The sequence below is a fragment of the Veillonella parvula genome, assembly GCF_047241225.1.
Taxonomy (GTDB): Bacteria; Bacillota; Negativicutes; order Veillonellales; family Veillonellaceae; genus Veillonella; species Veillonella parvula_O.
This window is the reverse complement of sequence record NZ_JBKTIE010000001.1, coordinates 69,712-90,507: the sequence shown is the minus strand read 5'-3', so window position 1 is coordinate 90,507 and position 20,796 is coordinate 69,712. Positions and strand designations below refer to the sequence as shown.

20 protein-coding genes are annotated in these 20,796 nt (G+C 38.4%); 1 reads left to right on the top strand and 19 read right to left on the bottom strand.

The window, feature by feature from the left end:
• Positions 1-41 precede the first annotated feature (41 nt).
• The 8 genes from ACLRYO_RS00410 to thiT all read right to left on the bottom strand — a co-directional run bounded on the left by ACLRYO_RS00410 (position 42) and on the right by thiT (position 7,617).
• The gene (locus tag ACLRYO_RS00410; RefSeq protein WP_038150581.1) at positions 42-1,070 is read right to left on the bottom strand and encodes an AraC family transcriptional regulator; all 1,029 of its coding nucleotides are present in this window, start codon (positions 1,068-1,070) and stop codon (positions 42-44) included.
• A 192-nt stretch (positions 1,071-1,262) separates the two neighbouring features.
• Positions 1,263-1,529 carry a SemiSWEET family transporter gene (locus ACLRYO_RS00405; RefSeq protein ID WP_004698672.1) on the bottom strand — a complete coding sequence of 89 codons (267 nt, stop codon included), beginning with the start codon at positions 1,527-1,529 and terminating at the stop codon, positions 1,263-1,265.
• A gap of 415 nt (positions 1,530-1,944) precedes the next feature.
• The gene (locus ACLRYO_RS00400) at positions 1,945-2,967 is read right to left on the bottom strand and encodes an AraC family transcriptional regulator (protein WP_004698749.1); all 1,023 of its coding nucleotides are present in this window, start codon (positions 2,965-2,967) and stop codon (positions 1,945-1,947) included.
• A 14-nt stretch (positions 2,968-2,981) separates the two neighbouring features.
• Positions 2,982-4,049, bottom strand: coding sequence for a zeta toxin family protein (locus ACLRYO_RS00395; RefSeq protein WP_004698578.1), 1,068 nt, complete (start codon positions 4,047-4,049; stop codon positions 2,982-2,984).
• A gap of 71 nt (positions 4,050-4,120) precedes the next feature.
• Positions 4,121-4,456 carry a cupin domain-containing protein gene (locus ACLRYO_RS00390; protein WP_278618211.1) on the bottom strand — a complete coding sequence of 112 codons (336 nt, stop codon included), beginning with the start codon at positions 4,454-4,456 and terminating at the stop codon, positions 4,121-4,123.
• A gap of 297 nt (positions 4,457-4,753) precedes the next feature.
• Entirely contained in the window at positions 4,754-5,989 is a 1,236-nt protein-coding gene (locus ACLRYO_RS00385) for a molybdopterin molybdotransferase MoeA (protein ID WP_195394631.1), read from the bottom strand.
• Positions 5,970-7,094, bottom strand: a complete 1,125-nt coding sequence (gene mobB, locus ACLRYO_RS00380) for a molybdopterin-guanine dinucleotide biosynthesis protein B (protein ID WP_195394630.1) — start codon at positions 7,092-7,094, stop codon at positions 5,970-5,972. Before mobB ends, ACLRYO_RS00385 begins: the two co-directional genes overlap by 20 nt.
• Positions 7,087-7,617 carry an energy-coupled thiamine transporter ThiT gene (thiT, locus tag ACLRYO_RS00375; RefSeq protein WP_105086691.1) on the bottom strand — a complete coding sequence of 177 codons (531 nt, stop codon included), beginning with the start codon at positions 7,615-7,617 and terminating at the stop codon, positions 7,087-7,089. Before thiT ends, mobB begins: the two co-directional genes overlap by 8 nt.
• A gap of 183 nt (positions 7,618-7,800) precedes the next feature.
• Between thiT and ACLRYO_RS00370 the strand changes: the two genes are divergently transcribed.
• Positions 7,801-8,787, top strand: coding sequence for a GMP reductase (locus ACLRYO_RS00370; RefSeq protein WP_004696596.1), 987 nt, complete (start codon positions 7,801-7,803; stop codon positions 8,785-8,787).
• A gap of 137 nt (positions 8,788-8,924) precedes the next feature.
• Here the strand turns inward: ACLRYO_RS00370 and ACLRYO_RS00365 are convergent, their stop codons facing one another.
• The 11 genes from ACLRYO_RS00365 to ACLRYO_RS00315 form a co-directional block, all read right to left on the bottom strand.
• Positions 8,925-10,118 carry an MFS transporter gene (locus ACLRYO_RS00365; RefSeq protein WP_195394629.1) on the bottom strand — a complete coding sequence of 398 codons (1,194 nt, stop codon included), beginning with the start codon at positions 10,116-10,118 and terminating at the stop codon, positions 8,925-8,927.
• Positions 10,119-10,292: 174 nt separating this feature from the next.
• On the bottom strand, positions 10,293-11,648 hold the full coding sequence (gene dcuC, locus ACLRYO_RS00360) for a C4-dicarboxylate transporter DcuC (protein WP_195394628.1): 1,356 nt from the start codon (positions 11,646-11,648) through the stop codon (positions 10,293-10,295).
• A 21-nt stretch (positions 11,649-11,669) separates the two neighbouring features.
• On the bottom strand, positions 11,670-12,848 hold the full coding sequence (locus ACLRYO_RS00355; RefSeq protein WP_278468251.1) for a M20 metallopeptidase family protein: 1,179 nt from the start codon (positions 12,846-12,848) through the stop codon (positions 11,670-11,672).
• Positions 12,849-12,943: 95 nt separating this feature from the next.
• Positions 12,944-13,126, bottom strand: coding sequence for a hypothetical protein (locus ACLRYO_RS00350; RefSeq protein WP_042977898.1), 183 nt, complete (start codon positions 13,124-13,126; stop codon positions 12,944-12,946).
• A gap of 137 nt (positions 13,127-13,263) precedes the next feature.
• Entirely contained in the window at positions 13,264-14,451 is a 1,188-nt protein-coding gene (locus ACLRYO_RS00345; RefSeq protein ID WP_278468255.1) for an aspartate aminotransferase family protein, read from the bottom strand.
• An 85-nt stretch (positions 14,452-14,536) separates the two neighbouring features.
• Positions 14,537-15,394, bottom strand: a complete 858-nt coding sequence (argB, locus tag ACLRYO_RS00340; protein WP_278468258.1) for an acetylglutamate kinase — start codon at positions 15,392-15,394, stop codon at positions 14,537-14,539.
• A 10-nt stretch (positions 15,395-15,404) separates the two neighbouring features.
• The gene (gene argC, locus ACLRYO_RS00335; protein WP_227037122.1) at positions 15,405-16,355 is read right to left on the bottom strand and encodes an N-acetyl-gamma-glutamyl-phosphate reductase; all 951 of its coding nucleotides are present in this window, start codon (positions 16,353-16,355) and stop codon (positions 15,405-15,407) included.
• 110 nt (positions 16,356-16,465) lie between these two features.
• A complete protein-coding gene (gene argF, locus ACLRYO_RS00330) occupies positions 16,466-17,476 on the bottom strand; it encodes an ornithine carbamoyltransferase (RefSeq protein WP_278468263.1) in 1,011 nt (336 codons plus the stop codon).
• Between the two features lie 31 nt (positions 17,477-17,507).
• A complete protein-coding gene (locus ACLRYO_RS00325) occupies positions 17,508-18,692 on the bottom strand; it encodes a M20 metallopeptidase family protein (RefSeq protein ID WP_413084608.1) in 1,185 nt (394 codons plus the stop codon).
• Positions 18,693-18,918: 226 nt separating this feature from the next.
• A complete protein-coding gene (locus ACLRYO_RS00320) occupies positions 18,919-20,241 on the bottom strand; it encodes a purple acid phosphatase family protein (RefSeq protein ID WP_278468269.1) in 1,323 nt (440 codons plus the stop codon).
• An 80-nt stretch (positions 20,242-20,321) separates the two neighbouring features.
• Positions 20,322-20,786 (bottom strand): hypothetical protein, encoded by a 465-nt coding sequence (locus ACLRYO_RS00315; RefSeq protein ID WP_195394620.1) that lies wholly within the window; start codon positions 20,784-20,786, stop codon positions 20,322-20,324.
• Positions 20,787-20,796 lie beyond the last annotated feature (10 nt).

The following is a 20,796-nucleotide window of genomic DNA, read 5'->3' as shown; positions in this document are numbered from 1 at the left end:
ATGAAATTATAGCTAATTACAAGTTATTATAAGAATGAAAATTATGATTGTAATCTTTTTACAACCATCTCAAGTTGGTCTCTAACATCCTGTAACTTTTGATTAGCCTCATCTAATCTATTCTTATCGATAGAGACATCTTGATAGGGTAAGTAAGTTTGTAAAATGTCTATAATATCTTCTTCCTGAGTAGAAATAATTTCCTTCCAATCATGTAATTTTGTCTTACGCCCCATCTCTTTTGCTTGCTTTCTATATTCAGATGGTGTTGTATGGAAATGTTTCTTGAAGGCCACATTAAAGGCTTTAATATCTGCAAAGCCACAACTACTTGCAATATGTGCTACTCCATCTTCAGAGTTAGCTAAACGAACTGTAGCCTCTCGTAATCTCAACCGCAACAAATACTCTAAAAAGGAAACCCCTAATTGGCGTTTAAAAAATTGAGATGTATAGTTCACATTATAACCGCCTATTTTAGCAATATCTTCTAACTCTATCTTCTGCTTATAGTTTTCATCAATATAGGCAATCATTTTATCAAAGGTAGCTACAGTCATATCAGCAGGCTTTGTATGTATAGGGATAGTCTTAACCGCATCAATTTCACGATATATATCACTCGTCATGGCTAAAAAGTGACTCTCCAACCATAATTGACGATCAGGACTTTCACTATTCACCATTAACAACATCATTTGTGCCGCAAGATAACGTAAGGACGTAAAGAATTCATTATCCCTATTAGTTTTATCTGAGCGCAATACAAATTGGTACATGCCGAAGTTAGGATCAAAGTATTGGAAAAACTCCTTACTCACATGAATAACAAGAGCTGTTGTATCCTCCTCTAAGGCCAACGTAGCATGACCTACTTGAGGGGAAATAATAATGGTATCAAGAGGTTCCATTGTAAAAACCTCACTATTACAACTCATGTCGATTCTGCCCTTTAACAAGATCAAGACTTCAACGCCACTGTGCCAGTTGTAATGATATGTACTAACCTTATATATATCACTATTGAAATCTATATGATTGTGTTTATAGGTATAGTGAAAGTAATCCATAACAACGTAATACCCCTCATAAAATCAAACAAATACCTCTCAATTATTTACATAAAAAATGCACCCCTTATTAATCAAAGGGATGCATTCATTATGATATATATAATTAATAACGGTCAACAGTAATCTTATTTTATATATTAATAAATTATAGTTTTATGCTTCTATAGCATTATATATCTATTCTTAAAATTACATAACCGCTGTAATAGCCGCTGCTAAACCAAAGAAGATACCTGGTGCATTGGCTAATGCTACTGGAATATCTCTATGTTCTTTAAACAAACCATACGCTACCCATAATGTACAGTTGATTGCAGCTACAAGTGGTTGAATCCAATCACCAGTACCTGGATGTGCAAGGTTATGCATGATTTGTGGGAAATAAGATACATACATAGCTACAGCAGTAACAGTTGCAACTTTACCTACGTTTTCCATAAATTTTACTTGATTCATATATCCTCCAAAATTATAACTTACTAATTTTTTTACTCCTGATGAGATATATTCTACTCAGTTTAGTGAATATAACTATCCAAATTAAAAGATAATTTTTATATTAAAATCAACGAAAAAAGATAGATTTCTCTCGATTTATTGTATTTTGGGACTATAACAATATATAAATTCACCCGGAAAATACATATAAAAAAGCACTACTTATCAACAGTAGTGCTTTTTCAATAACTTTATAGGGTTTTTTGATATAGAAATTTACCCAATTCTAATCTTTCTATATGTGTCATAAATTCATCAAAATAATTTGCTTACCAAACTCTTATCACAAGAATATAGCTACTAAAAGAATTAGCTACTATAAGAATTAGTTACTATAAGAATCTAGTTGCCATAGAGATATAACAAAATACCTTTATAAATCCTTTACTACATCTGCTAACTTTTCTTTCAAAGATTCCAATTTTTTGCTCATAAATTCCAATTCACTCTTAGCTCGGGAATCATCTTCATACGACAAGAATGAATGCAATACATCAAGAACATCTTGATTGTCTACAGAAATAATTTCTTTCCAATCTTGTAAGACGGTTTTACGCCCAATGCTTTTGACTTGCTTACGATATTCTGTGGGAGTCATATTAAAGTGTTTTTTAAAAGCCACATTAAAGGCTTTCACATCTGCAAATCCACAATCGCTTGCAATTCTTGCGACAGCCTCATCCGTACCAGCTAAGCGAACAGTAGCGTCACGGATTCTTAACCTCAATACATACTCAACAAATGAAATCCCCATTTGCTTTTTAAAGAACTGAGATGTATAGGCAACATTATAGCCCCCAATTTTTGCAATATCTTCCAACTCTATTTTCTGCTCATAATGCTCATCAATATAGGCAATCATTTTATCGAACGTTGCGGGTTTCATATCACCAGGTCTAGCATTTTCATGAACCTTTTTAATGGGATCAAACTCTCTAAATACATCCCCAGCCAACGCTAAGTAATGATGCTCTATCCACATTCGATGTACCGGGCTTTCACCTTTAGTCATCAATAACATCGTCATAGCTGCATGATGCCGTAAGGTTGTAAAGAATTGATTGTGACGAGTACTATTATCTGAACGCAATACAAATTGATAGGCGCCAAAATCTGGATCATACTGTTGGTAAAATTCATTTCCTACATGAATGACAAAGGCAATGACATCCTCTTCCAGAGCTAATGTGGCATGTCCCACTTGAGGAGAGATAATGACCACATCAAGTGGTTCCATCGTAAATGTCTCACCATTACAACTCATCTCCATTTGGCCTTTTAATAAAATAACAATCTCCGTCTCACTATGCCAGTTGTAATGGTATGTGCCAACTCGATATATGTTGCTACTAAACTCTATGTAATTATGTTTATATGAATAGTCGAAGTAATCCATTACACTTTTACTCCCTAAGGTAATTTCGCTCTTAACTCCTGTTCCTGTGATTTACTCTCTTCTAACAAGGCCGATTCATCTTGAGTCCAAGGACCAAATAAAATTTGGTCTACAACAGTTCCAACAGATTCAGTACATAATTTTGAATTATATACTTGTTCTAAATCACGTTTATACACTTGAATAGTTTCAAAGACTCCACTCTGTTCTAGTTCAGTAATATTAGCGACCAAGGATTTTACAATTCCATCATGATGATCTTTAGGAGTGGCTCTCGCTTGTAAAGGATCCACAATCATCATTTCTAAATAGCGCAATTGCGTCGTCAAATAAGATAACTCTGGCTTAGTAGCAATCAAACAAAAGTCGACGGTATAGCCTTTAGATTTTAATAATGTAGCTGTATTAATTGGTACTGCGGCGGAACGTAATGTGCCTTCAATAATTAAATTGTATTTTAAAGAGCTTAATTTATCAATTACAGCCTCTACCATCTTACCTGCAAACATTTTTGTGTAATCTACACTATCAACACCATATTTTTCTTGTAACTCTCTAAAATACGGGTGTTGAGCACGGTATGTATCGCCATCAATGATAATATAATTACCTTTTGACTCTAGCATTTTCACACGATGAATTGTGGTTTTCCCGGCTCCACTTTGACCACCTAAAATAACAGCACGAGGTGTACTAGATATATTTTTATTAAACGTTAAGAAATCAATGGTACGTTCTAAGGCCTTATCAAAGTCTTCAGAGCTATAGGATTCAATAGCTTGTACATCACTAGTCTCTTTAACAGCTTTAACATCACTAATGTCATGAGAAGCTTGTGCTAATGACTCTTTAATATTGCTTTCAAGGTCTACCATATCTGATTTTAGAACGTCTAACTCATGTATAGACGTGGCTAAATATAACTCTGTATTTACAATATGAGAATACGCTTTTAATAGCTCTACACAGTCACTAGTGTCACTCTCCTCAACTAAGTTACAGAGACGCGCTAATGTTTCCGCGCTTTGTTCTTTTAGAACTTCTATTTGTAAAGTTAAATTATACTGTTCAACGACATTCATACATTCGACCTCTCTCAACGCATTAAAAATGCACCCCTTATAATCTAAGGGATGCATTTATTATGATATATTTATTTAACAACGGTCAACAGCATCTTGAAGTTTTCTTGGGCATCGAGGCTATGAGGGACTTCAGAAGGCATGATCAATGTTTCACCAGCTTTCACATTGTGTTCCACATCACCGACGACGATATGTGCCTCTCCATCGAGGATTTGCACAATCGCATCGCCTACAATTATATGCGTTGAGATTTCTTCGCCCTTTGGTAACGCAAATAAGGTAATACTGAGGCGTTCATTTTGGGCAATCGTAATACTAATCACTTGCCCTTCTTTATACTCTAAACAATCGCCTAGATGTAAAATTTCGTTGACTGGGATATTTTTTGTGAAAGTCTTACTCATAGAAATCACTCCTTATATAACTATTTGATAGTAAAAATAATTAAAAAGTAGATTGAAATAAAATTTTGTCAAAACTCAATTAATATAATTAAAAGGACTGTCCTTTTGTTGACTTTATTATAAGTTAATTGAGATTTAATTTCAGTACCTATAGCAACAGAATTGAAATAATTTTATATAACAAATAGACGAGACCTCTAGAGAGACCTCGTCTTATTATTATCACTAAATATTACAGATATGTAACATCCTAAATTTTGAAATATTAAACGTCTATAAATATTAATCTCATATAATTTAAATCGCAGGTAGCAGTCCTAATAGATACACATCAAAAGTATCGCCAGGCCGTACCTCATGTACGCCTCTCGGAATACACGCCAAAGCATTAACCGTATATAAGCCTAACATGCTACTACTGTTAAAGTGACGATTAGCCACAAAGCGTGGCGCGCCACCACCGAAGATTACTTTACCTTGTACATAGCGATCAAAAGCATTGCGTTTAAAAATTTCCGAATCCATAACACAGGCCACCACTGGTGTAGTCCAGTTTGCCAAACCTTTATAGCGTTTCAAGGTTGGTGCTACGATTAAATGCCACCCATTAAAGGCAGCCCCTGGATTACCGGACAAACCAAAGATAATCTGACCTTTTGGGGTAACCGCACCATAAGATGCTGCACCCGGTCGCATTTGAATACGGGCATAGATAGATTTTGCTCCTAGTTTTTCATAAATAAGAGGCATCGTATCGAAAAGGCCTACCGACACACCACCAGAACTGATAATAACATCTGCTTCTTCACTAAGCTTCAACACATGGTTGATTTCAGAGTCTAACTCCTCCGGAGCATCACTTACATGATAATGTGTTATCTTATGAAAACCTAAATCCTCCAAGAGCCCACAGATCATAGCTCGATTAGAGTTGTAGATTTTACCAGGTGTTAAACTTTCACCAGGTTCAATAACCTCATGGCCAGAGGTAAGAACTAATACACGAGGCATGGCATTAACAGATATTTCCGTCATACCTAGCCCCGTCAAAATGGTTTGTACTGTAGATGTTACCTCTGTACCACGTGGGATCACAATGGTGCCGGCAACACACTCCTCACCTTGTGGAATAATATGATCACCACAATGATATTTGCCTTGAATCGTAATTGTAGTTTGTGGTTCACCAGTGCCAACCACTTGTTCTTGCATGATGACAGTATCACATGTATCTGGTACCGGTGCACCAGTCATAATACGCACCGCATGACCAACGTCTACGGGATGTTCCCATACAACACCAGCACCAATGATACCGTCAACGATATATTCATTACGACCTTCTTCGTAGGCGATGGCATAACCATCCATAGCAGATTTTGGGAATGCAGGTACGTCTGTGGGTGCAATAATGTCCTCTGCTAACACGTACCCCTTCGCAGCCTTAACATCTATTGTTTCAACTTTATGAACTTGCGTTTGTAAGGCTTCATCCCACAATTGGAGCGCCTTCTCAACAGTAACGACGGCCATTTAAACTCCTCATCATTTCCTGTATGTGACGTACCAATTCAGGTACGTCTTGATCTAACTTACCAATTTCTATCGTCGCCACTCGGTCCATGGAATCCGAGATAAGCTCTTCCGTATGTCCCTCTTGGGTAACCTCTATAATAGGGGCAATCCCTTGAGACCGTGATTCTAGTATAACTATATCTACGGGCATAAACTGTGATATTTCATACAGATTTGATTGTTCTTTTGTACGTATGCGAATCGCTGTTTCAGTAGGCCCTGCAATAGCAACCGCATCAGCCCCAGCTTTATAAGCAAGATCTGTATCTGTTCCCTCATGATCCATCTGAAAGCCATGTTTATCGCTTTTGACAACACCAACGGATAAACCGATTTTTTGTAACTCAGACACAAGACGCGTTACAACAGTTGTCTTACCTGTTTTACGTTTTGATGCGACCACACTAATTAAAGGTACACGGCGAAATTCATTTTCCGCCAAAGCTCGCGCCCATTGATAATCTTCAAAGCGATTAATATTACTTAATTCCCAGCTATAGTCAGTAGCATCAATGGACTCAACATGCCCAATGACGTCAAGAGCATGATGCAAGGATACATTTTCGCCAACAAGAATAGATTGAATTAAGGACGCAATATATGGCCTATAAATACCGGCCATCGGCTCAGATTTACCACTTTCACTATATGGGACAATGGCATTCCAATCATTATGATCTACTTGATAGAGCCAATCATAATACAAATCCATTTCCATGAATGGCATATCTACTGCCATTACTGCATAAGCAGAACTAGTACCAACCGCTAGAGTGCTATACAGCCCCCCTAAAGGTCCGCATCGCCCAACAGAATCACGAACAATAGAAACCTTATTTTTCTCATCGTTCGATAATGTATCTATAATATGAGTCTGTATAGCAAGTCCTAATTGCTCGTCATCACCAATGGAGATAAGAATATCTTGAACATCTGCATCTAAGCCCTTACGAAGGGCATGAGATATAAGACTTTCACCATTAATCCAAGACAACAAAGCCTTAGGTTGCCCCATTCTAGTGCTGAGTCCTCCAGCCAAAATAATTAAACCTAATTTATCCACGACGTTGTAAACCTCGTTTAACACCTTGGTAGATGAATAGTAAAACTGCAATATTTAAAAGCCCATCTGGTACCATATAGGATGCATTATAAATCATGGAATAAACCCAAGGATTCTGCCCTTGCGGAGCATAGCTAGCAAAGACCACAGCACCGCTCGTAACAGATGCCCCCCAACGCAATACAATACCTACGATGGATCCAGTGATAAGTCCAGAAAGAGAATCTTTAAAGTAACCACAAACGCCAATAGCACCGTAAGCAACCAAGTAGTCTAATACAATACTTAAATAATGAACAGATGATTTAAAGCCTAAAATAAAGTGTAATATACCATATACAACACCTACGAAGATACCTCGTGTTCCGCCCCAACGATATGCGTAAATCATGAGTGGTACCAAAGCTGCCGCCTTAATAGAGCCTCCCTGTGGCATATGAAAAATCGTAATAAATGACAACACTTGAGCAATGGCAATTGCTACGCCAGCTTCAGCAAGCATACGGGTTTTAGACTGTTCCACATTAATCAACCTCCTTTTACCATATATCTATAAATGAATATATTATTTATACAATCTACTTGTATTGTACTACAGTTTATCCCTTATACCAAACAAAATATTCGGAACGTATTGAAAATTTTATGAGTCTCTTGTATAATGGTACAGGTTCAATATGTAATACTCGAAGGAGATATAGAAACTATGATTAATACAACTAACATCTTTGATTATGAAGACGTGCAATTGATTCCTAACAAATGTATTGTCTCCAGTCGTAGCGAATGTGATACACATGTAAAATTAGGTAAACGCACATTCCGCTTGCCAGTAGTACCTGCTAATATGCAAACTATTATCGACGAAGAGTTGGCTGAAAAATTAGCTCGTGAAGGGTATTTCTATATCATGCATCGTTTCCAACCAGAACGTCGTATGGACTTTGTAAAACGCATGCACGACCTTAACCTATATTCTTCTATTTCTATCGGCGTAAAAGCTGAAGAATTTGCTTTAGTTGATGAATTTAAGAAAGCAAACTTAACCCCAGAATATATCACTATTGATATTGCACATGGTCATTCCAATGCGGTCATCGAAATGATTCAATACATAAAAAAGAACTTACCTGAAACCTTCATTATCGCTGGTAATGTAGGCACTCCAGAAGCAGTTCGTGAACTAGAAAATGCTGGTGCTGATGCGACTAAAGTAGGCATCGGTCCTGGTAAAGTATGTATCACAAAATTGAAAACTGGCTTTGGTACTGGTGGCTGGCAATTAGCGGCTGTTCGCTGGTGCGCAAAAGCAGCTACTAAACCTATCATCGCTGACGGCGGTATTCGTGACCATGGCGACATCGCAAAATCCATTCGCTTTGGTGCTACTATGGTTATGATTGGCTCCCTCTTTGCAGGTCACGAGGAATCCCCAGGGGAAGAAAAGATTGTTGACGGCAAAGCTGTAAAAGAATACTTTGGTTCCGCTTCTGAGTTCCAAAAAGGGGAACGCAAAAATGTAGAAGGTAAAAAAATCTTCATCGATTCCAAAGGTTCTATCTTCGATACATTAACTGAAATGGAACAAGATTTACAATCCGCTATTTCTTACGCTGGCGGTACGACTCTACAAGCCATCCGCAAAGTAGACTATGTGCTTGTTAAAAACTCCATCTTCAATGGCGATCGCTAATCTAATCAATATATAATGATAGTTCTAAAAGCCACAGGTTCTAGACCTGTGGCTTTTTAATGCGAGAAATACATAAAATATAAAAATATGAAAAAGGAGCTACGATACGAAAATCGTAGCTCCTTAATTATAGGCTATTAAATTTGTTCTTCACTAAGACCACAGTCTTTACTCATTAAATGGTATGCGTATTTACCAATACCTGCACTTACAACAAGCAATATAGTCAATACGATAAATGCTACTGTAAGACTTGTACCGTGCGCAATGAAACCAATTAAGGCAGGTCCCATCAAAATACCCATATAACCGAGCATTGTGGATGTTGCGACCGCTTGTGTCATAGGAATGACATTTTGTTCCCCCATTGCAGAGAATAGGTTTGGTACTATCATAGCTAATGAAATACCCAATAATAAGTAAGTATACATGGATGCATGACCTGGCAAGAACACGATAAGCCCCATCGCAATAGAGCCAAGTAAGTAGCCACCAACAACAACTTGCTTTGATGTTAAGTGTTTACCTAATCTATTACCAAGCAAACGGCCTATACACATAGTACCATTAAAGAGCATTACACCCATGACAGCCTCTTCAATAACAATCCCTTTATCTTCAAATAAATATAATGCACTCCAATCCCCTACAGCACCTTCTACCAAGTAAGAAACAAAGGACAATAAACCAAAAATAAGAGCGATTGGATGAAAGGACAATGGGCTTTTAGATTTTTTAGTAACCTTTGCATTTGGATCACTACCAAAGGTCAACATAAATTGGCTAACTACAACCATCGCAATAAATAGTACGATGAGAAGTCCCCAAATACTTTGATTAACAGGCAGCGATAAGATTTTTAAAAGCACGAGCAAAACACCGGCACCAGCAAAACCACCTAAGCTCCAGCCACCGTGATAGGCGCCCATTAAATGTTTTTTGCTCACCTTTTCTGTTAGGATAGCTTGTAAATTAGCAGAAGCACCACTAAGGCCTACACCAATACCAAAAAAGAACAGGGCTACTGTTGTTGTAGCAATAGTAGGACACATAGTAACGATGGCAAGAGATACCATACCAATAAAGCTAGCTAACAAAACGACTCTCTTACACCCAAAGCTTTCTACAAGCTTACCTGCTATAGCCATGGATAAACAAGAACCTACACCGAGCAACAAAATCATGGAACCTAATACATCTTCACCAATACTAAGCTTTGCTTTTAAATATGGCACAAAACCAGCCCATAAAGCTGTGTACATACCAGGGATAAAAAATGCCCCAAAAGCACCACGAATATTTGCTGTTGAAATAGAAACTTGATCGTTCATTACATCCTTTCTGGCTTCTAGAACCGTCCGGCGAAGAAAGGCCCTTTTTATCCGCAAAGCACTAAAACTTGTACTTTAACAGGAAACCATTTTAATTACATATGATTTAATATTGGAATATAATAACCCTCTTTACAAAACATGTAAAGAGGGTTTTGTAAATTTAAATTAAAATTAAAAAAGCACCCATATTCCCGCACAACTTGTAAGTAATGCCACAAGAACTGGCACAGCCGTGCGTCTAAGTAAATCTACCGATTTAATATGAGCTACACCAGCTACACCAACCATAACTGGACTAATTGGGCTTAAGAACAAACCAAGGCTAGCTCCATTTTGCATGCCAAGCATAGTGGTAATCGGATCAAGGCTAAGATTAGATACAATATCAGGTACTAGTGGAACTAATGTGAATAATGGTGCTACGTTACTACCTGTAACCATACTAAGTCCTAGCATACCCCCTCCAAGAATAGAGGTAAGTCCAATAGAGTTTAAGGATAGTGTTTGAAGTGTACTAACTAACGAATCAATAAGGCCTAGGCTAACCAAACCTTGCGCAAAGATTTGCCCCCCTATAATAAGAGTCACTGCATAAGAGAACTGATTCCCCATACCTTCAAAGAAAACTGTGGTGCTCTTAAGTACAGTTCTCAGATTTCGATGACGAATTAATTCTGTCATTAGAGCAATGCCAAAGGCAAGCATCATGGCAAGAGTAACATTCATCTTTACACCAGAAAAACCATACTGGCTAAAGCCTAAGATAAAACACAATGGTAATAATGGGAATATCATATATAGCTTGGGACCAATAGGCGCTTTAGGAATGCTTTCAAGATCATTTACATCCATAGGGCCATCAATTCGATCTCGATATCTCTGCCACCAGAAGTGCGCTATGGCAGTCACAATAGCAACTAAGAAATAAATCCTCAACTGATAGCCTACAAAATAGTTTGGCACAGGAATATTTAATACCTTTGCAATCAATAAAGTAGACACCGCCCCAGGTCCTACATCCATAAGGTGTCCCGTAGCAATAACTGCAGCCGCCCCTACAGGACTTACACCTAATCGAACTAAAACAGGATACATTGTGACCATCATGAGGAGAGCAAGACTCAAAGGATTGGGAACACAAATAGCTAATCCCATATTGAGTAAAAACATAAGGGCTAACACAATATATGGTCGATTAAGGCGATATAAAGGGCGGATAAAAGTATCTGCGAGTCGCGTTCCTGCCCCAATATATTCCATATATTTTGCATAGCCTGCACAAGTCATAATCATAAGGCCCAAATTAACTATATTATTAGATGTCGTTATCCTTACGATATCCATGGCATCAAATATAAGAACCCCTGTAGATTGACCATCAACTAATATGGCATCAATCCATTTTCCCTCATAAGCGATGAACATCATGAGGATTCCCATGCCAATCAAAATAGGCTGTGGTTGATAGCGCTTCATCAATAATATGCCTGTTATAGCAATAATAATGAGACATATAACTATATTCATAAGAACCTCTTACATAGAATTTTAGTTATGTTCTTTTAACCACTGAATTGCATATTCAGTATACACCGCAGATGCTGCAGATAATACGGTATCATCCATATTAAATCTATTATTATGATGATCGTATGTAGCTTCTACTTCAGGGTTTTGAATACCAATAAAGGCAAAGCATCCTGATTTATCTTGTAAATACCATGCAAAATCTTCTCCAGGCATTACTTTACGCATCTTAGAAAGCTTGTCCTCACCTAATGTATCAATAACGACACGTTCTGCAAGTTCACTGGATTCAGGATCATTAATAGTAGGAGGCACTTTTTTTATATATTCTAATGTAGCAGTCGCTCCATAGGCTTCTGCAGTGTGTTCCACAATGCGGCGAATAGTATCGACAATGTATTGTTCTTGGTTTGGATCAAAGAAACGAACCGTACCGCCCATGGAAGCTTCCCCAGGAATGACATTCCATTCTGAGCCAGAGTGAATATTGCCAATCGTAACAACGACGGAATCAAGGGCACTCACATTACGAGAAACCACAGTTTGCAAATTCATAACGATGGCACTAGCCACCACGATAGCATCGACCGCTTGGTGTGGCTGCGCACCATGACCTTGTTTGCCTTTTACGTTAATAGTAATTTGGCTACTTGCAGCCATACGAGGACCTTCCTCAACAGACACAAGACCCGCTGGCAAATCGATCCACACATGCCCTCCAAAGATAGCATCTACCTTATCATACCAATCGCCAAACTTAATGAAATCCGGAGCCCCTGCTCCAGTTTCTTCCGCAGGTTGAAATGCTAAATATACATCGCCTTCGATGCGGTCTTTCATAGACATTAGCATCTTTGCCGCACCTAGTAAAATAGCCATATGTCCATCATGACCGCAGGCATGCATTTTACCCTCTACTTCAGATTTATAATCTACTGCATTATGTTCATGAACAGGCAATGCATCGATGTCAGCACGTAACGCAATGGCTTTGCCAGGCTTAGAACCATGAATAATGCCGATTAATCCGATACCACGGTCTGTATCTACATGAACCTCTACGCCCATAGACTCTAGCTCTTTAGCCAAGGTCTTCGTCGTTTCAAACTCTTCATTACTAAGCTCTGGATGTTTATGAAAATATCTACGCCAATCTTGCACGTAGCCTTTATATTGCTCTATTAAATCGCGACTATGCATGATATCGCCTCCTCACTAAATCCCAACATTACTAGGAATAACATGGTAAAAGTAAAAGAAAACGACAGGCAACGCCATGTCGTTTTCTTAGTTTCTTATCGGTTGCGCAATACCGCTTGTACCGCTAAGGATACAATAGCCGTTGCAACTGTCACAGCAGCAGTGATTTTTGCCGTTGTGATAAGTTCTTCTTTTGTAGGTTTTGCTTTTGCCGCAATGTCCAACGTTTTTGCTACCGCTGGAACCAATACTTCATTACGTAAGGATTCTGTATTCATATTTACTCCTCCAATATAGACTATTTCTTCTAGGGTAACACGAATACGGACTAAAGTCTATATAATCATCGGTTTATTTCCATAGTTCAATGTTACATAACTATAGTAAACGATATTTATGAAAGCTAGACGAATTCTTATTTTACGGCTAATTCTTCAATCACTTCCGCTAAAATAGCAATCGCTTTTTCTAGTTGCTCTTGTGGAATATTAAGGGCTGGTAAAAGACGTACCTTATTTTTAGCAGATAAACATACAACACCTTTTTCAATGCATTTCTCTATAACGGTTTTAGCATCAACCGTAGTTTCAATGCCAAGCATGAGTCCCATACCGCTAACACCAATGACACCAGGTTTATCAGTTAAGGTCTCCTTTACGTATTCCCCTTTTGCTTTTACAGAATCGAGAAATTCAGGAGTTAAACGACTAATGATGGTATTACCTGCAGCCGCGCAGATTGGATTACCTCCAAAAGTAGTAGCATGAGCACCAGCATTTAATACATATTGCATCTTTTCATTGAATAAGGTGGCACCCATGGGTAGCCCTCCGGCCAAACCTTTTGCAGTAGATACCACATCTGGTTCGATACCAAATTGTTGGTATGCATATAAGCTGCCAGTCCGACCATTACCAGTTTGTACCTCATCGATGAGTACCAGTTGATCGTGTTCATGCGCATATTTTGTTACCGCTTGGACAAACTCTTTATCTAAGGGCATAACCCCACCTTCACCTTGGATAGGTTCCATCATGATGGCACAAACAGCTGGATTAGCAAGGACTTTCAAAGCCACATCAATATCATTAGCTGGTGTGTGAATAAAGCCTTCCGTAAATGGGAAGAAATGTTGATGGAATACATCTTGTCCTGTAGCAGACAAGGTGGTAATAGTACGACCGTGGAAACTATTGACCAAGGTAACAACTACATGACGACCTTCTCCGTATTTATCATGGCTATATTTACGAGCTGCCTTAATAGCACATTCGTTAGACTCCGCACCAGAGTTAGAGAAAAACACCTTTTTCATCCCCGTTTTCGCGCAGAGCTGTTTCGCTAGTTCAATCTGTGGCAAAGAATAGTATAAATTAGAAATATGATTCAACGCATGAGACTGCTTAGTAACAGCGTCAGTCCACTCATCATCGTCAACACCAAAAGCCGTTACGCCAATACCAGAGCCAAGGTCGATGTACTCTTTACCATCTACGTCCCACAAAAGGGACCCCTTCCCTTTTTGAAAGCATACGTTGAACCGACCATACGTATTGGCTATATATTCTTTATCTTGTTTTTCAAAATCGATTGCATTACTCATTATATCCTCCAAATGTACGGTCATGCCGTCGTCTATCTATGTAAAAGATACCCAATAGATGATTACCCGTATTATGTTTACTATATTAAGCAACAAACATGGTGCCAAGGCCTTCATCGGTTAATAACTCGATAAGAATAGCATGTGGAATTTCACCATTGATGATAAATACCTTTTGTGCCCCAGCTTCTATGGCCTCTAAGCAGCAATCTACCTTTGGAATCATACCGCCTGCAATGACACCATCCACTTTTAACTGAGCGGCCTCGGCCATCGTAATTTTAGAAATTAAAGAATCTGGATCATGCACATCTCGCAGTACACCATCAATATTGGTCATAGCCACCATTGTTTCCGCCTTGAGAGCGCCTGCAATCTTTGCGGCTACGGTATCCGCATTAATATTATATATCTTGCCATCGGCTCCCATGCCGATAGAAGAAATAACTGGAATATAGCCACGGCTAATTACGTCATGGATAATGCTCGTATCAATAGTATCAATATAACCTACGTAACCAAGTTCTTCGTTTTGTTTATGAACTTGAATCATGTTGCCATCTACGCCACAAAGGCCAACAGCTTTGCCACCAAGATCCGTTAAATCCGCCACGAGCCCTTTATTCACCTTACCGGCTAGCACCATTTGTACAACATCCATCGTTGCTTCATCGGTAACACGTAATCCATTAGCAAAATGTGATTCAATTTGCATCGCCTCTAAGGTGCTATTAATAGCTGGACCACCACCATGAACGAGCACAACTTTTACCCCCACTAATCGAAGTAATAGTAAATCCTTCATGACAGATTTCTTTAACTCTTCATCCACCATGGCATTGCCACCGTATTTAACGACAACGTACTGATCTGTGTATTGTTTTATATATGGAACGGCCGCCGTTAAGATATGCGCCCGCATTGCATTTGTTACATCCTTCATAGTTCCCTCTCTAATCTAATACTAAACCAGTATTTTCTGGTAAGCCCAATGCGATATTCATACATTGAACGGCGGCACCTGATGCACCTTTACCTAAATTATCGAAAATGGCATGAACCATAATGCGTTCATCGTTACCAGTGACATTGATTTTCATGCTGTCCGTATTGCTTAATTGATTAGCGTTTAACATACCGCTATTGCTATTTTCAGTAAATGGTGCAACCGTAATGATTGTACTATCTTTGTAAAAGTATTCTAACGTTTGTTGTACCTTATCAATACAAACAGGTTTATGACATAAACGACTATGAATACCTACGGTAACCTCCATTCCAGAGTAGTAATCATCAACAATTGGCATAAAAATTGGAGCTTCACTAAGGCCGCATACATGTTGTACTTCGGGTAAATGTTTATGTTCTTGACCAAGCCCATATTGACGTGGAGCATAAAGGAAATAGTCCTTAGGACTACTTTCATATTGGTCAATCATCTTCTTGCCACCACCGCTATAACCTGTTAAAGATGTAATGGTGAAAGGATAATCCACTGGCACGAGTCCTGCTTTTACAAGAGGAGCTATGCAAGCAATCATACCGCTCGCATGACAGCCAGGATTTGCAATATGTTTTTTAGTTGCAATAGATGTTTTGTAGCTTTCACCAAGTTCTGGGAACCCATATGCCCAACCAGCTGTAGTTCTAAACGCTGTAGAAGTATCAATAACCTTACATGGAAAATCACCAATAGCGGCCATAATTTCCTTAGAGGCCACATCAGGTAAGCAAAGAAATACAAGATCCGCTTTTTTTGCAACCACTTTAATGGCCTCTACATTTTTGCGATCCTCATCAGCAGTCGCTAAGAGCTCTATATCTTTTCGATCGGATAATCGTTCATGAATTCTAAGACCAGTTGTGCCTTCATGACCAACAATAAATACTCTATGGGGTGTCATAATAAACCTCACTTCTCACCTATTGGTGACTCACACCTATTTATATAGCCCTTTATCCAATATAAATAGGAAACAAACTATACAATTCATCACCATTTAGGAGGATGAATTTATTTCAATGGATAATCTCCAAAGGTAGCAACCATAACTGCCTTAATCGTGTGGAGACGATTTTCTGCTTCTTGGAACGCTAAAGAGTTTGAACCTTCGAATACCTCTTCGGTCACCTCAATGCCATTCATGCCAAACCGTTCATAAATATCTTTACCTACTTGTGTTTCTGTGTTGTGGAACGCAGGTAAACAGTGGCAGAACTTCGTGTTCGGATTGCCAGTTAATACCATCATTTCTCCATTTACTTGGAATGGTTTAAAGGTATTGATACGTTCCTCCCACATATCGTAAGTATCACCCATCGTTACCCACACACCAGTGTAAATAACATCTAAGCCTTTAACGCCTTCAGCTACATCATCTGTGCAAGTAATAGTAGCACCCGTTTCTTTAGCCACTTTTAAGCACTCTTCGTAGAATGGACCAGCTGGCCAGTATTGTTTAGGGCCAATGAGTCTGAAATCCATCCCCATTTTAACGGCACCACTCATCAAGGCATTGCACATATTTGATTGACCGTGTCCAACATAAGCAAAGGAAATTTTATTCAACGGTTTATCGATATTTTCTTGTATGGTTAAGAAATTTGCTAATGTTTGTGTAGGATGATCCATATCGGTAAGCCCATTCCAAACAGGTACGCCAGAATAATCAGCTAATGTATCTACATCGGCTTGATCAAAACCTCTAAACTCGATAGCATCATACATAGATCCTAGAACACGAGCTGTATCTTTTAAGGATTCTTTTTTATTCATTTGGGAACCTGTAGGGCCAAGATATGTTGTATGAGCACCTTGGTCCGCAGCCCCTACCTCAAAAGCACAACGTGTCCGTGTTGAGTCTTTTTCAAAAATTAATGCAAAGTTTTTACCTACTAATGTTTTGATTTCTTTGCCCACTTTTTTATCTGCTTTTAATTTAGCTGCTAAGTCCAAGAAGTATTTAATTTCTTCTGGTGCGTATTGAAGCATTGTTTTAAATGATGTATGTTGTAAACTTTTCATGATAACCTCTTATTTCAAACTACTTATTTAACTACTTTTCTTGTAAAAATTCGGCGGCAATAGCAGCCATCATTGTGATACCTGGTTCAAGGATACTTTCATCGATGGTGAAAGCTGCATTATGCAAGGCTGGATTGCCTTCAAAGCCAGTGCCTAACCAAAGAAAAGCACCTTTGATTTTATGAAGATAGGCAGAGAAGTCTTCTGCCGTCATAGACGGAAATTCAGGATGTACCACCGCTTCTTTGCCAAAATATTTTTCTACGATAGATGTGGCGTAATCGATAACCTCTGGATTATTGATAGTAGCACCATGACCACGTTTATAATCCAAAGTGCTTTCCGTTTTAAACATCACATCTAGGGCCTGTAAGCTTTCACCCAAACGTCGCTCAATATAATCACGTTTTTCTGGTTCATAGGTACGACAAGTACCTTCAAAATACACATCACCACAGCCCACATTGTATCGATCACCACCATTAATCACTCCAATTGTACACACGAGATTTTCCATGGGATTCGTTTCGCGAGCCACCATGGATTCCACATTTACAATCCAGTTTGCGGCTGCTACAATTGCGTCTACCCCATTATGAGGTTCTGCACCATGAGTAGCTTTCCCTTTAATGTGTACGAGGAAGTGATCGGATGCAGCCATGAGATTACCTTTTTTAAGACCTACAGTTCCCACTGGCAATTGAGGCCACACATGAAGTCCATATATCTCATCCACATCGTCGAGGATGCCGCTATCGACAATACCTTGAGCCCCTGGAAATAAAGCTTCTTCTTCTGAAGGTTGAAATACGAGTTTCACGGTCCCATGTAATTGATCTTTAATAGATTGTAGAATCGCCGCTGCACCAAGTAAAATTGCCATGTGGCTATCATGACCACAGGCATGCATAACACCTTCATTTTGTGAAGCAAAGGGCAAGCCTGTTATTTCATGTATGGGTAACGCATCCATATCGGCACGCAATGCAATAACAGGGCCTGTATGAGCACCTTCTATCTTACCGATAACAGCATAATCAGAAATATCGTTTACAAAGGGAATTCCTAGTTCACCAAGCACCTTTTGAATAAATAAAGATGTATGTTTCTCTTCACCAGATAACTCTGGATGGCTATGAATATGTCGGCGCCATTCCACAACTTGTTCTTTATATTGGGAGGCATAAGTTTTTATTAAATCTTGTAATGCATTCATTACTCTATCTCCTTTATACACTGTATGTATATTTTATACATATTTTGTGCATTTTTATAATCTATACACGTATTATAATACTACCTACCATAATTAGCAAGTATTTATACAAATCTACTGTATTTTTATTTGTTATATTGTAAATCAATTTTACTCATAGATTCTTGCTACCTTTGATTAGAGAAAAATAGACAAAAAAGACACCTTCCAAAGAAGGTGTCTTTTCTTATTTTTCAATGACTGATTCGTCAAGCTGAGTGCCGTCAGGTAAAAATGATTTTACAATCAGCTTATTCGGTGTCACTGTCATAGACATATAATTATTCGTTTCAGGCTGAGGTGCTACATATACATCTAAAGGATGTTGCTTCCACTTAGGACGTCGTGCATCACCAGCTATTCCTGTAAGAATATATAATGGACCAGATGGGTCTCGATCAAAGTTTCGCACATGACCGCGGTTGCGATATGTATGTAAATGAGCAGATAAGACTAAGTCCACATTAAATTCATCGAAGATAGGCATAAATAATACACCCTCGTCATCGAAACCAACATCTCGACTTGCACCTGGTCGGTCAAAGGCATATTGGAATGAATCTCTATGCATAAGAACGACAGTCCATTTTTTCGTATTAGCTGCAAGATCTTGGCGTAACCATTGAACCTGTACATCGTATAAATCAGGATGATGCGTATCATGATTGTCCTCATGATTACTTTCATATAACATCGTATCTAATACAACGTAATGTACATCGCCAAAATCATAGGAATAATAACGTCGATTAAAGGTTTCATTCCCATTAGGTGGTACAGCGAAGTAATTCAAATACGCATAAGGCTCACGCATTTTCCAATCTAATGTATACATCTCATGGTTGCCTAAAGTCGTTGATAACGGTACATTAGCACTTAATGGTTTAATCGAATTTAACCAAGTGCGCCATTGATATGCCTGCTCCCCATTATCTACGAGATCGCCCATGCTAATATACAAGGCTGTATTCGGATTGCGTTTTGCTGAATCTTTTACAATTCGTTCCCACTGAGAATAATCCCCCGACTGAGAGTCTGGATAGATAAGAACATCATACACACTGGCGCCAGCCGTTTCCAGGGAATACCAAGCACTACGGCGATCACTACCATAACCAACTCGATATTCGTATTTAGTATTAGGCGCCAAACCAGTTAATGTCCCCTCATGGATATAGGTAGTACTACCATCATCGGTAAAAGCTTTGTCTGTAGCTCTTATCGTTTGAGTCATATCGGATCCAACAAGACGATACTCTATTACCGCATCAGCTTCACTGCTATCTGATTGCCACATAATAGTACGACTCGTGCTGTTATCTTGAGCTACAATTTGCCGAATATAACGACTTTCAGAATCGAGGAGTGGCTTTATCTCTTGGCCACTCACCACAGCCGCTGTTCTAGCTATACGACTCTGTATGGCATCTTTATATACATAGCCTCCAGTAACTAATACAGCCAAAACCACAATAGCTACAGTTGTTTTTAATAGTTTACTCTTATTCATATAGGTCCTTTATGTAAATATGTATTAAGTACTAATATGAACACATTATAAAACTTAACGTTAAGTTTTATAAGATTTTTCTATACTTCTTGAATATCTACTTTTCTATATCTAGCAGAAATACATCCCAACATATTTAATTGCGGTATATTCCATTCATTAGGTAAATAGATATCACAGATAAGCTCATCGCCGATAGAATTATTAGCTATAAATTGATAGCGACCTAATTCTTCATTGCTGCATACTCTTTCAACCTGATTTAAAGTAGTGGCACTCCAAAACCGACTAAATTCCATCCAAATAGTTTCTGCATCAGCTTGAGATAACTCGACCTGTAATCTATATTTTACGCCAACCTTACAGCGTTTTTTTAAGCCCGTTTCGTCAGCACTACAAACCTTAGTGGAACCTTTATCAAAAGCCCATTCTAGACCATCTAATGATCGAACTTGAGTGGAAATGAGATTTTTAAAATTTGAAAGATCCGTAAGAAAATGTTTACACGCTACCTCAAATATATCTAATCTATCTATATTGCTCAATTCACAATAC